This window comes from Alteromonas sp. ABM1_013 (assembly GCF_056160505.1).
Map to the genome: position 1 here is coordinate 566,330 of NZ_JBSWXH010000001.1, position 13,333 is coordinate 579,662.

At 45.7% G+C, this 13,333-nt stretch carries 12 protein-coding genes; 7 read left to right on the top strand and 5 right to left on the bottom strand.

Annotated features, from left to right (window positions below; translation table 11 throughout):
- Positions 1 to 188: 188 nt before the first annotated feature.
- The 5 genes from ACXAGK_RS02415 (at position 189) to ACXAGK_RS02435 (ending at position 5,225) form a co-directional block, all read left to right on the top strand.
- Complete coding sequence (locus ACXAGK_RS02415; RefSeq protein ID WP_474853873.1) at positions 189 to 1,184, top strand: response regulator; 996 nt, start codon at positions 189 to 191, stop codon at positions 1,182 to 1,184.
- Positions 1,184 to 1,696, top strand: a complete 513-nt coding sequence (locus tag ACXAGK_RS02420; RefSeq protein WP_474808440.1) for a PAS domain-containing protein — start codon at positions 1,184 to 1,186, stop codon at positions 1,694 to 1,696. The genes ACXAGK_RS02415 and ACXAGK_RS02420 overlap by 1 nt, the downstream gene beginning before the upstream one ends.
- 112 nt (positions 1,697 to 1,808) lie before the next feature.
- Positions 1,809 to 3,587: an Lcl C-terminal domain-containing protein gene (locus ACXAGK_RS02425; RefSeq protein WP_474853875.1), complete on the top strand. Its 1,779-nt coding sequence runs from the start codon at positions 1,809 to 1,811 to the stop codon at positions 3,585 to 3,587.
- A gap of 2 nt (positions 3,588 to 3,589) precedes the next feature.
- Complete coding sequence (locus ACXAGK_RS02430; RefSeq protein WP_474853877.1) at positions 3,590 to 4,162, top strand: Lcl C-terminal domain-containing protein; 573 nt, start codon at positions 3,590 to 3,592, stop codon at positions 4,160 to 4,162.
- A 268-nt stretch (positions 4,163 to 4,430) separates the two neighbouring features.
- Positions 4,431 to 5,225 (top strand): YggN family protein, encoded by a 795-nt coding sequence (locus ACXAGK_RS02435; protein ID WP_474808437.1) that lies wholly within the window; start codon positions 4,431 to 4,433, stop codon positions 5,223 to 5,225.
- A gap of 124 nt (positions 5,226 to 5,349) precedes the next feature.
- On the opposite strand, the gene hemW is transcribed toward ACXAGK_RS02435, so the two are convergent.
- The 5 genes from hemW to ACXAGK_RS02460 form a co-directional block, all read right to left on the bottom strand.
- The gene (hemW, locus tag ACXAGK_RS02440; protein ID WP_474853879.1) at positions 5,350 to 6,489 is read right to left on the bottom strand and encodes a radical SAM family heme chaperone HemW; all 1,140 of its coding nucleotides are present in this window, start codon (positions 6,487 to 6,489) and stop codon (positions 5,350 to 5,352) included.
- The gene (locus ACXAGK_RS02445; protein WP_474808433.1) at positions 6,482 to 7,084 is read right to left on the bottom strand and encodes an XTP/dITP diphosphatase; all 603 of its coding nucleotides are present in this window, start codon (positions 7,082 to 7,084) and stop codon (positions 6,482 to 6,484) included. Before ACXAGK_RS02445 ends, hemW begins: the two co-directional genes overlap by 8 nt.
- Positions 7,085 to 7,303: 219 nt before the next feature.
- On the bottom strand, positions 7,304 to 8,530 hold the full coding sequence (srmB, locus tag ACXAGK_RS02450; RefSeq protein ID WP_474853881.1) for an ATP-dependent RNA helicase SrmB: 1,227 nt from the start codon (positions 8,528 to 8,530) through the stop codon (positions 7,304 to 7,306).
- 239 nt (positions 8,531 to 8,769) lie between these two features.
- Positions 8,770 to 9,804 (bottom strand): WD40 repeat domain-containing protein, encoded by a 1,035-nt coding sequence (locus ACXAGK_RS02455; protein WP_474853883.1) that lies wholly within the window; start codon positions 9,802 to 9,804, stop codon positions 8,770 to 8,772.
- Between the two features lie 13 nt (positions 9,805 to 9,817).
- Positions 9,818 to 10,948 carry a tRNA nucleotidyltransferase/poly(A) polymerase-related protein gene (locus ACXAGK_RS02460; RefSeq protein ID WP_474853885.1) on the bottom strand — a complete coding sequence of 377 codons (1,131 nt, stop codon included), beginning with the start codon at positions 10,946 to 10,948 and terminating at the stop codon, positions 9,818 to 9,820.
- 208 nt (positions 10,949 to 11,156) lie between these two features.
- On the opposite strand from ACXAGK_RS02460, the gene ACXAGK_RS02465 reads away from it, so the two are divergent.
- Together ACXAGK_RS02465 and ACXAGK_RS02470 are read left to right on the top strand one after the other, a co-directional pair.
- Positions 11,157 to 12,068, top strand: a complete 912-nt coding sequence (locus ACXAGK_RS02465) for an ExeA family protein (RefSeq protein ID WP_474827516.1) — start codon at positions 11,157 to 11,159, stop codon at positions 12,066 to 12,068.
- Positions 12,061 to 13,236: a general secretion pathway protein GspB gene (locus ACXAGK_RS02470; protein WP_474853887.1), complete on the top strand. Its 1,176-nt coding sequence runs from the start codon at positions 12,061 to 12,063 to the stop codon at positions 13,234 to 13,236. The genes ACXAGK_RS02465 and ACXAGK_RS02470 overlap by 8 nt, the downstream gene beginning before the upstream one ends.
- Positions 13,237 to 13,333: the final 97 nt, after the last annotated feature.

Here is a 13,333-nt window from a genome sequence, read left to right on the forward strand (position 1 = left end):
TTCTTAGTGAGGTGTTTCGTATCACCATATACAGGTTATCTGTTTATAACATCGATAGGGCACTACCGCTTACTGTACCTGAAGCAGAAATCATTACTTCAGTTCACAGTAGTTGTGCCGATACAGTTGAAATTACTAGAAAATATCAGCGGCAGCTGGTTGTAAAAGCTAGGTGGTAAAAGAACTTAATGTTTTCAGTACTCGTATGTGACGACTCGTTAGTTGCGCGCAAGCAAGTGGCTAAGTGCCTCCCCCAAGATTGGGACGTAGCCGTGCACTTTGCAAAAAATGGCCAAGATGCTTTGACTGCGCTCGCCGATGGTAAAGGCGATCTTTTACTCTTAGATTTGAACATGCCTGTTCTTGATGGATACGGTACGTTAGAGGCAATTAAACAGCGTGGTCTTAAAACCAAAGTTATTGTGGTATCTGGCGATATTCAGCCGGAAGCGCACGAAAGAGTGACGTCGTTAGGGGCGCTAGACTTTATCCGCAAGCCAGTGGACCCCAAGAAGCTTGCTGTGGTTCTTGATAAATATAATATTCTTCACGCCGAGGAAGAAGAGCGAGAAGAAATTACGCCGCTTGACCCTGATATTCGCGATTGTTACCAAGAGATAACGAATATCGCAATGGGCCAAGCAGGCGACCACCTCGCGCGCACCATGAATGTCTTCGTAGAACTTCCCATACCTAACGTTAATCTCATTGAAGTTTCAGAGCTTCACATGATGCTTTCTGATATTGAAAGCCACGAGCAGGTTACCGCTGTTTGCCAAGGATTTTTGGGACCCGGAGTAAGTGGCGAAGCACTGTGTATTTTAAGCGATTCAAGCTTTGACGATGTTGCAAAGATTCTAAACGTTGAAGGTGAAGTAGATGACCAGCTTCAATTAGAGCTGCTTATGGATGCAGCGAGTATTCTAATTGGAACCTGTTTGAGTGGGTTAGCAACTCAGATGGATATTAACTTCAGCCAAGGTCATCCTATTGTGCTTGGTCAGCACCGTGCCATCACTGAAATTATTAGTATGAATCAAATTAAGTGGAAGCGAACATTGGCGATAGAGCTTAGCTATGGGCTTGAAGGCTATAACGTTCAATGCGATTTGATTTTGTTGTTCACTGAAGAATCCATGAAAATGATGAATTCAAAGCTTGCCCACTTGTTGGAGGATTTCTAATGAGCCAGCATTTAGATGAGTTACAAGAATTCCATTGGATGATGGACATGCTACAAACGGTAGATGTGGGGATCGTTGTACTTGATCGTAATTTTACCGTACAGGTATGGAATGGCTTTATGGAAAGTCACAGTGGACTTTTGCCGAGTGAGGTAAGAGACAAAACGTTATTCTCGCTTTTCCCTTCAATTAAGCAAGACTGGTTTATGAAAAAAGCTAAGCCTGTCTTCGACTTAAAAACTCGCGCTTTCATGACCTGGGAGCAGCGCCCGTATTTGTTCAAGTTTCCTAACTACCGGCCGATTACAGGTAGTGAGTCATTTATGTATCAAAACATCACGCTATCTCCACTTACCTCCACAACAGGAACGGTGGACTTCATTAGCATGATGATCTACGACATGACTGATGTGGCGGTAGGTAAAAAGCAGCTCGAGGCTCTGCAAGTTACGATGTCCGAAGAGCAAGAAGCGAGATTAGTCGCGAATAAATTGAAACACACCTTACCTTAACCGCTATTTGTAACGCAACAGAGGCCATAAGCCGCTTAGCGAATCCATCTATATCGAGTTTTTTCACGCGCTGCGTCTGGGCTTTTCAGCACTAAGTGCGATGGGAGTATGTATGCAATTAATTAAGTCTTCATTTTCAGGCTATTTACCACGTACAGTGGCGCGTGGACTAGCCATTTTGGGCGGCGCATTTATTTTAGCTGCCTGCGGTGGCGGCGGAGGCGGTGATGGTGACTCAAGCGATGGGGGATCGGGTAACGGTAATTTAGTGATAAATGCTGGCCCTGATGCCACAGTGACAGAAGGCGTAACTTACTCACTTAGTGCAGAGGTAAGCGGAGGTGATGGCACTTACACGTATAATTGGAGCGCATCTCCGTCACTAACCATCACCCATGAAGACACGAGTTCTTCTGCCGCTAGCTTCGAAGCGCCGCTGGTGGATAGTGCCACTGAATATACATTGACCGTATCGGTTAATGATCAGAGCGGTAATACAGCCAGTGACTTTACAGTAATTACGGTTGCGCCTGTAAATATCGCCCCTGAAGCCAGTATAGAGGTTCCTGAATGGGACGACTTAGCAGAGAACACTTTCCCCGGTGGTGTTGAAGTTGTTTTTGATGGTACTGGTAGTAGTGACTCAGATTCGACTGCCACAGAGGGCGAAATAGCCGATTACACGTGGACTCAAACCAGCGGGACCAATGTGATAACCGGTGTAGAAACTAACCTTTCTACTTTGACTATCGTAACGCCCATCGCCAACGATGCACAGCAGCTTACCTTTCAGCTAGAAGTGACCGATAGTGAAGGGGCTACTGATACCGATACCGTCACCATTTCTGTTCAATCTGAAACTGAAACCTTACCAGTTGTTGATGCGGGTTATTCTCAAGGCGTATTTAGTGGAGAAGTGGTTATTTTAGATGGCGAGGCCAGCACTAGTATTCCTAGTGCTTTGCCGCTTACTTATTCATGGGAGCGCAGTAATAACGTTTCCTCAAGCACTACGCTAGCTTCAAATGCTGAAATTAGCGCAGTAGATGACAATGATGCACTATCCACATTTGCTATAGCACCTTCTGTATCGTCCTCTACTGTTGTGGCCTATACCCTTACTGTCACCGACGCCAACGGCAATAGCGTTGAAGACACGATTAACGTAAATATACGCCCGATGCCAACGCCGCTTTTAAACGATACAGGTTTTTTACAGCAAGCGACCAATAATGCATTAACCGAAGCGCAGCAAAACGACTTTCCTGGGCAGGACGGGCAACGAGGCGCTGATATTATTGAGCAAAACGGTTTAATAGAAAAAGCAGGGCGGGGTAAAGCTGGGTTTGACTTCACGCGCTTAAACGCTAACGGTGATGAGCAGGATGCCAGTGCTGATACATGGTCGTGCGTTCGAGATAACGTAACCGGACTAGTATGGGAAGTGAAAACCGACGACGGTGCATTTCAAGACAAAGACTATACATACTCTTGGTATAGCGACGAGGTAAATGGTGGATTTGAAGGTGATGAAACAGGTTCGAATGCAACGTGCTTATTAACTAACTGCAACACATCTGCGTATGTTGAAGCTGTAAATGCGCAAGGCTTGTGTGGTTTTTACGACTGGCGTTTACCTACTCATCATGAACTATTTTCTTTAATGCACTTAGGCATTGCCGACGATGTTGCTATTGATGAAGATTATTTCCCTAATACAGGCGCAGTCTCTACCGAACCGCTATGGTATTGGACATCCGTGCCTAGTGCAGACGGGGTGAATAGCGACGATGCGCAAAATGCCTGGGCTTTAGATTTTGACTCGGGCGTAGATAACTTTCTTAACAAGTCGTCAGCCGCACGTGTTCGTTTAGTTAGAGCAGGGAGATAGTCATGAGTAAGCTAGTTAATACGACCACCAAAAAAGTGATGAAAAAATCAATGACTACTTCAATTAACCTGTTCGCTGCATCTGCACTACTTATAGGTACGTCTGTGTCGGTTCATGCCCAAGAATGTCTATCAGATGGGCTTGAAACAACACCAAATGATAATTTCGAAGCGGTTACTACTAGTACCTTGCTAGATACCACAACAGATTTGGTGTGGATGCGTTGTTCGGAAGGGCAAACGTGGGATGGCTCTACGTGTAATGGTGAAGCGGTAAAATATACGTGGCAGCAGGCCTTACAGCTTGCGCAGCAGGCGAGCAACGATGATTTATTGGGGTGGCGCTTGCCTAACGTTAAAGAGTTGGCAACGTTAACAGAACGAGACTGCGTGCGACCTGCCATTAATAGTTCACTTTTTCCTGCAACGCCGCCGGATGACTTTTGGACTTCTACCCCTTCAGCGGACGATCCAGACCGAGCATGGGTTGTTGCGTTCTTTAACGCTAGCCATTCCATAAAAGAAAAAGACCGATTCATATATGTACGTTTGGTACGCACCTACACCGACGAATAGGTGTAGGTAAAGATCTACATCCTTTCTTATTAGTCTTTCGTCTAGTATCTGATACTGAGACTTTTTATCAACAAAGCACGCTCTATAATGCGTGCTTTGTTGTTTTAGGTCTGAACGTTAAAGATATAGATGTTTATCGTTCTCATTAATGACCCATTTACGATTTGCGTAAAATGATCATCTCGACATGTTCAACCTGATTTTTAGCACGTTAGACTCATGATGGCTTTTTATTTCTTAGTAAGCTAGCCACAATGATGGTATGAAAATGATATCGCGCCTTAAGGCTTTTCTCTTCACAATTTGTTTATTCGCTGGACTCAGTACATCGGCGCAAGCTGAATATACGTGCAACATCGATTTTGCCTACGGTATTGCCGTAAACAATGCGCAGCTTCGTGTAATGGATAAAACCCGCACCGTAGTTCAGATTAATGACCAAAACCAACTGTTCATAGGCGGGCGTTGGCAAACCTTAAGCGAACAAGAAAAGCAGTGGCTTAACGAGTATTCTTCAGGTTTGCACTATGTGGTTCCCAAAATGATTATTTTGGCTACCGAAGGTGTGGACTTGGCGATTGACACCATTGAACACGTGTATTTAGGTTTAGTTGGTAGCGACCACGATAGCTATGAACGATTAAACGCTGCTATGAAGCGCGTGCAAAATCGCGTGAAAGATAAATTCAGGCACGCCAGTAATCATTATTTTATCGGCCCCGGGTCACTGGAAAGCGTTGACGAATTTGTTGATAGTGAAATAGAAGCACAGCTTGAGGAAGCAATTTCTACCTCAGTAGGCGGTATATTATCGGCAATTAGCGGCATTAATACGGGAAGCGGCGAGGTTAACCAAGAGAAAGTAGCGGAAATTACTCGTCAGCTAAATAACGTAGGCGAGCACCTGGATGTAGGCGACAAAGCCACCACCTTGCGTAAAAAAGCAGAGTGGTTTTGTGAAAAGCTCAAACGCTTAGACGTTGCAGAAGAAAACCTTCGCGCTAGCGTACCTGCCTTTAAACCTTACAATATCATTACTCGTCACGACGAAAGCGAAAACTAGACGCAGTTAGAAGAGTAATACTATCTATTAAAAGATCATTAGAATAATAAAGCCTGCGCGAGCAGGCTTTTTCGTTCTAAGTCCTTATAGAAACCAGGAAAGCAAAGAGCTTAAAAGAGCGGGTTTAAACGAAGCACGACAGTAGGGAGTTGAGATATCTACGTCCTTTAGCAGTTACCTGCCAGTGACTATCTGAAATAGAAAGTAGCCCTTGGTGATGAGCATCAGACAATGCGCGCTTAACGTCATCCGTTAACTCAGTACCTGTGAAGTCATTAAAATCACTCATCGGGCAAGGCTCAACTAAACGAAACCTGTTCATAAAGAATTCAAACGGCAGATCGTCTGCACTAACCAGCGTTTGCGTATCTAAATACGGGCGGCTCATTTCCATATAGCCTCTTGGATGCTTCACTTTGACGGTCCGATGAATAGTGCCGTTAGCGGCATCGGTAATCTTCCCATGTGCACCGCATCCAATACCTAAGTAATCGCCAAAGCGCCAGTAATTAAGGTTATGGCGGCATTGATGCCCTGCTTTAGCGTAGCCTGAAATCTCGTACTGGTGATAGCCCGCACGCTCTAGAAGGCTGTGGCCTTTTTCCTGTATTTCCCACAGAATGTCGTCGTCAGGTAGCTCCGGCGGCTTGGAATAGAAAGGCGTATTTGGCTCGATAGTAAGCTGGTACCACGACAGGTGATAAGGATCGAGCTCAATACCTTGCTTTAAATCTGCCATAGCATTCTCTACGCTTTGTTCCGGCAATCCATGCATAAGATCTAAATTAAACGTAGGTAGCCCGGCGCTGTGTGCTTGTTTTACCGCATTTTCAGCTTGGCTTTCATTATGAATGCGACCTAGCACCTTTAAATGCTTTGGCTGAAAACTTTGAATGCCTACCGATATTCGGTTTACGCCTGCCTGATAAAAGCCTGCAAACTTACCGGCTTCAACGGTACCTGGGTTGGCTTCCATGGTTATTTCAGCGGTGTCACTCAAATTAACCCGCTGTTTAACGCCGTTTAAGATGTCAGCCATGGCTTCGCTTGAAAACAAACTGGGCGTGCCACCGCCTATAAAGATAGTCTCCACAGGGCGGTCGTCAATGCGTTTTGCATCAATGGCTAAATCGTCCAGCAGATGCGCCACATATTCTTTTTCGGGCAAGTCAGACTTAAGCCCGTGAGAGTTAAAATCACAGTACGGACACTTTTGAACACACCAAGGAATATGGATATAGAGGCTAAGCGGAGGATTACGCAAAAGTCGCTCTCATACTATCAAGCAAAATCGCTAGGGCGTTGCCGCGATGGCTAATGCGGTTCTTTTCGGCTTTTTCTAGTTCTGCCGCAGTGCATCCATGAGTTGGCACGTGAAAAACAGGGTCGTAACCAAAACCGTCGTTACCCGAGCGAGCAGTTAAGATTTCGCCTTGCCATTTACCTTGGCTAACTAATGGTACTGGGTCGTCAGCATGGCGCATAAACACTAATGTACAGAAGAAATGCGCTTTACGCTGGCTCTCGCCATCAAGGGCAGTTAATAGCTTGTCGATATTGGTATCGTCAGTTGCATCAGCGCCAGCATAGCGGGCTGAATAAATACCAGGTGCACCGCCAAGAGCGTCGACTACTAAACCTGAGTCGTCGGCAATAGCAGGAAGGCCAGTTACTTTTGCCGCATGACGCGCTTTAATAATGGCATTTTCAACGAACGTTGTGCCTGTTTCAGGCACATCAGATACACCTAATTCTTTTTGCGCCACAACGTCTACACCGTAATCTGCAAACAAGGATGCAAACTCACGCACCTTACCTTGATTACCTGTGGCTAAAACAATTTTTTCTGGGAACTTCATTGTGCCAGACTCCTCGTTCTTTCTTTATTCCTGAAATAAGCTCGAATACATTAAACGAGTGCTTGAGACTATTCAGGACGAAGGTTGGGAGTGGTTTGAGCAAACCCTCTGCCGCAGGGATGCGGCAGTGGAGCGCACATGGATGTGTTTACCGCGTGTTTGCGAAAGCCACTCCCAACCTTCGGCCATCGCATCACTCACCCTTAACGTGCTCAAGTTTTACTTTTTCTTTTTAGGCTTAGCTTTTGCCTTGGCTTTGTCTTTGGCCTTCACTTTCTTCTTTTTGGGGCCAATCTTAGGCGTTTTGTTTTTGGGGCGTAGCTCGTCAATAACGCGAGCTTTAAGCGGTTCGTCCATGTAACGTGCGGTTTTGGCTACCATGTCAAAATCGTGGGCTTCTACCAACGATATTGCAGTACCTTTGGCACCAGCACGACCGGTTCTGCCAATACGGTGTACGTATATGTCAGCTTTGCGCGGCATGTCGAAGTTAATAACGTGGCTTACATTGGGTACGTCGATACCACGAGCTGCAACGTCAGTTGCCAATAAGATTGGTACCTCACCACTTTTAAAGCGAGCCATGGCTGCATTACGCTTGTCTTGTGGCATTTCGCCTTGTAGCCAACACACTGGAATGTCTTTAGACGCTAAGAAATCTTTTAGCATCTGTAAGCGGTCACGAGTTTTTACAAAAACAACAGCAGATGTAGTCGTCTCTTGCTTTAATATATTTACCAGCAGGGCTTGCTTGTGATTCATGTCATCAGCAAGGTGATACCACTGATGAATTTTGTTCTTCTCTTTGCGTGACGGGTTCGCTTCCACAACTTCAGGGTTGTTAAGAATGTCGTGGGCGAAGGTTTTAACCCCTTTACCTTCTAACGTGGCTGAGAACAGTAGGTTTTGCTTGCGCCAGCGCGCTTCGGCAGCAATTTGGTTAACTACCGTTGAGAAACCCATATCCAACATGCGGTCAGCTTCATCAAGAATTAAACACTCGATATCTCGGCAATCTGCGGCTTCTTTTTCGATATGCTCAAGCAAGCGACCTGGTGTAGCCACAAGAATATCAAGATTCTTGCTTAAGGTTTCTTTATCGGTACCGTAGTTAATACCGCCGGTTATCACGCCGCACACAATTTGCGTGTGCTTTGTTATGGCTAGGGCTTGTTCGTAAACCTGTAACGCTAACTCGCGGGTAGGTGTTAGGATCAAAATGCGTGTAGCACCAGGCTGTCTGCGCGGGTAATCAAGTAAAAATTGGCACGCAGGCAATAAGAATGCGGCTGTTTTACCTGTACCTGTAGGAGCAGAGGCTAAGATATCTCGTCCATCCAACGCATGCGGGATAACCAGTTCTTGAATGCTAGTTGGAGTTTCAAACCCCATATCGGCAGCTGCGTGACACAGTGCTTCGTCTAATTCGAGTTCTTCGAAAGTCATAGTATAAAAAACGCTCTAAATGAATGGGGCGTATTGTAGCATTGCTATACCAAAACATTGAGAAAAACTGGCGTTAAATTCGCACACCGTAGGTAAATACATATTCTGACGCTAACGGGTTGGCACTGTTGGCGTTAAGTAAATGCAAGTGGGTTAAATCGAGCTTACTCACTTTATCCTCACTTTCAACCCGTGAAATTTCGAAGTAGTAGTCAGTTTACAGTTCTGGACCAATGGAATTAAAGAGGGTTGGCTATTGCGCGGTAATCCCAGCTTTGAAGCACGCCATCAGAGGAGAGGGTAACAACATCACCATTCTCGTTAAGTGTAATAGCGTGAGTTGTGGCTTCGCTTGAGTAGCGTTTAATTTCCCATGAGGCTATCTCTTCGCCAGAGTTAGCATGCCATAGCGTCACCACTGATTTGGGTGATGTTGTCATTAGGTAGTCACCGTTTTCTAAAAATAACCCTTTTCGGAAAAAGCGGAAACGTTCCATAAATTGTAGTTCAGACATCACTTCATGGGTGGCGAGATCAATAATTTCGTGGCTGTTCAGCGCATCGGATATAAAAGCTCGCTGAGCTCTATTGTCTAGCACTGAAGCGGTAACTCGACTGCGATATTGCCTTTCCAGCAGCACATCGTTTTTGTCTAAATCCCATAGAAACCAGCGCTTATCTATCCCTCCAGAAAACGCATAGCCATCAGAAAGATAGCCTACATGAAGCACTTTCATTGTATTGTGCTGGTATTGCAATGCTGTGCTGTTATCAAAATTTAGTAGCAATACGGTACCGTCAGTCATACCAACTAGTGCGCTGTCACCATGGTGGGATAGGGAAGTTGATGACGCTGTGGCGCCGGGATCTTTACCACTAAAATGCCAACTTCCTACGACATCACCTGAGTGCAAGTTAATCAGTGTAGTGCTCCAATAGCCTGTGAGCGCTAACCATGCCTTGTCTTTGGAAAACGTAATTAGGTGCAGTGACTCTTCATCAAGCACGTCACTATGCCATTTGTAGCGCTCTCGTTTTTCATCAACATCCCAAACAGACACCGAGGAGTCGTCAAAAATGAATGCCGCAAGACGGGCATCGTCTGAAAGCGCAGCTTTCCTCACTGGCTCCGGGGTAAAGCGAAACTCGTGAACAGGTAATACGCGCGTCTCTTCAGTGCAACCAGAAAGCGCAAGGAGAACGGTGAAAAGTAAATAAAAAAGTGGTGACGCTAAGGGTGAGAGAAAGCGTCCGTTCGTTTTTCTTTCGATCATTGCTTTAGCACAATTATGTATTAATACAGGCAATAGCGGATAGCTTTGCCCGGTTAATCGCGTCTTTTATTTCAGGGCCTTTAACGCCCGTGGCAATGATATCTTGCACGTTCACTTGGTTGGCGGCGGCTAATGCACTTTCAATGCGCTTTAGTTGGCGTTGCCAAGCTACGCCCTTGTTATGAGCATAAGGCGCAAAAGCGCTAAGTAATAATGTGAAACGTTCCTCTCTACGCCACGCATCACAGCCATTGAACAAGGCAAGTAAATCGGCGGGCGAGTTCTGCGCGTTCAAAAGAAAGCCTTTGAATTTGCAGGCAAGGCTGACGACTTCACTAACTTGGTTTTGCACTTTGAGCCGACTGCATAACTGTTTCGCTTCTTCCTCACTAAGGTGAGTGAGCAGGGCAGTAAACCTTGTTATCAGCCTATCGGTTTCTGAATCGCTGCTTTCAGCCTTTTCTAGCGCTACCGCCGTTTTTAATGTTGCCAAAGCAGAATCTAAGTGACTTTCAAGTTCAGCAAACCAGTCATTAAGGCCATGGGCTTGGTTTAATACAGTGAAAAAAACATGGGGTGTTTTCTCTAAAAGGCTGCGCTTTGTTTCTTGCCATACGCGCTCTGCGCTTAGCGTGCTTAATTCGCCGCTTTGGGCCATATTCTGCATAAGTACCATAGTTTCACTGGCAATGTTAAAGCCCAAATAAGCATAGCGGGTAGCAAAGCGTGCCACGCGAAATACCCGAAGCGGGTCTTCACTAAAGGCTTCTGATACGTGGCGAAGTATGCGGTTTTCTAAATCTTTTTTACCACCATAAGGGTCGATAAGGTTTCCAAGGTTATCTTGGGCTATTGCATTAACGGTAAGATCTCGGCGCAGTAAGTCTTCTTCCAGAGTTACGGTACTTGAAGCGTCACAAACAAAGCCCGTGTAGCCTTTTCCTGATTTACGTTCAGTGCGAGCTAGCGCATATTCTTCCTGTGTTTTTGGGTGTAAAAAAACAGGGAAGTCTTTGCCTACTTGGGTATAACCCTGGCTAAGCATTTCTTGCGGTGTGGCGCCCACCACTACATAGTCGCGTTCTACAACTTTTCTGTTCAACAGTGCGTCACGTACTGCGCCACCAACGAGATATACTTGCATGCTCTTCCAATCGTCTTTTTGTCAGTAAAAGTTAGACGTGTTGATATTTGGCGTATAACCGTATTCAACAGTCTTAATTTATAGTGGCGCAGTATAGCAATGTTACAAATAAAATTCGTCGCCACATCGTTATGCGCTTTCACTTCAAGGTTGCGTCTGGTAGTTTAATCGTCGTTAAAAATTAAAACAGATAGGCGCTTCAGCAACCATGTATTTGAACTACTTCGGGTTAAATGACAATCCTTTTTCGATTGCGCCTAACCCCGATTATTTGTATATGAGCCCAAGACACAAAGAGGCATTAGCCCATTTGACCTTCGGCCTTAGGGAAAGCGGTGGCTTTGTGATGCTCACCGGAGAAGTGGGCACTGGGAAAACCACAGTTTCAAGAAAATTGTTGCAGCAGCTACCGGACAATACCCAGGTAGCTATGATATTAAACCCTACCTTATCTGCTCTTGAGCTATTAGCGACGGTGTGTGATGAACTAGGCTTACCCTATACACCAGAGAAAGCCAGCCTTAAGTATTTTACTGATTTAATTTTGTCTAAGCTGGCCGAAAATCACCAAGCAGGCATTAACACGGTACTTATGGTAGATGAAGCACAGCATCTACTGCCTGAAGTATTAGAACAACTTCGTTTATTGACCAACCTTGAAACAAACCGTGAAAAGCTGTTAAAGGTCGTACTGATTGGTCAGCCTGAATTACAGCAGTTGTTAAAGCGTAACGAATTACGTCAGCTAGCTCAACGCATTACCGCTCGTTATCATCTGCTGCCCTTAACTGCGCCAGAAGTTAGTGCTTACATAGCACACCGCTTAAGCGTGGCTGAAGGTGATATCAGTATTTTCAGTAAGTCTACATTGCGCGCGGTGCATCAGATTACTGGGGGAATACCAAGGGTAATTAATTTGCTGTGCGACCGGGCGTTAACCTTATCTTTTACTAAGCAGCATGCGGTTGTGCAAAAGCCTATATTCTTGGCCGCGGCAGAGCAAATTCTAGGTGAAGATGTTGTCAGTCAGCGCGTACAAAGCCAGCGTAAATGGTATCTGGCATCGGCATTTGTTTTGGCCATTATTTTCGGTTACGGGTTAGGGAGCTTGTATGTCTAATATCGTTGCCATTGAAAATCTAACGCCCGGCATGGTGATTGTCCAAATCATCAAGCAGAACGGGCCGGTTAAAATTAGAAAGTCGGGCTTAGTGACCAGCGACGCCATGGTGCAGGGCTTGGCTGAAATGGGTGTGCAAGAGGTTGAAATAGACCCTGAGCAAACCGTGGAAATAGCCCCCGCGACTACACATCACAGAACGCAAACCCAAGCTTTGCTTCGCGGCGAGCATGATACAAGCGCCACGTTTGATAAATCGCTCAATGAGCAGTTTAATCGCAGTTTGTTTTTGCCAACAGTAGAAGGATTACCTTCGGCGTGGAAGCTATACACTAAGCAAGTTGCGCTATTTGCCGTCGTTATTCTTGGCGGTTTATGCATTGGCTTTTCCGCAGCCACAGCCAAGCGCTGGTGGCCGATGTTAACAGCGCACACGGCGGCACCTACGACAGCATCCGAAACCAGCGCTGAAAAGGAAGACAAAAGCGAGGATACTTCGGAGCTTGTCGCTACGCAAAGCGGTAGCGAAATGCCCGCTACTTCGGAAAATAAAAGTGAACAAACACAACCTACAGACCAGACGGGTACACAAAGTGGCAGTTCGAATGTTCCTAAAGACGAAGCTGTCGATATAGTTGCCAACACGAACTCCTCTAGCGAAGCAGCCATTGAGCCAAACACACAGCCCGACATTGCGCGAAGCAACAAAGCAGATGACAGTGTAGCGGCTACACAGGGTAGTAACTCAAGCGAAACTCAGTCTTCACAAGATTACGAAGGTACAGTGTTAAACGAAACCGCACCTCAATCTGACGTATCAGTGTCGCCAGAGCTTATGGCGCGCTTTAACGCTGCTGTGGCGGCATTAGACTCAAAAGCGCAAGACGATACTCCGGCCGAAGAAGAAACTAAAGTCACAGTTAAGGACGACTTGCCTCGTGTCGATCAATTGCCCGTTCGCTTGCTAACGCGCCTTCCTACAATGAATTTTAGTGCACACATGTATGCTTCTCGACCAGCCGATAGGTGGGTCAGAGTCAATGGGCGTCAAATAGGCGAGGGCGACTGGATTGCCGATAGAGTGCAAATTGTGAATATTGAAGCGCAGCGCGTGGTGCTTTCTTTTGAAGACGAAATCTTTACCATGGCGGCATTAACTGACTGGTAGTTGTTTCATCGATTAGAGCAGAAATACCTGTTATAAATTTAGGTTGATGTTATATCAAAAAGGCCCTGAAATTAGGGCCTTTATGTAGTATTTCGCC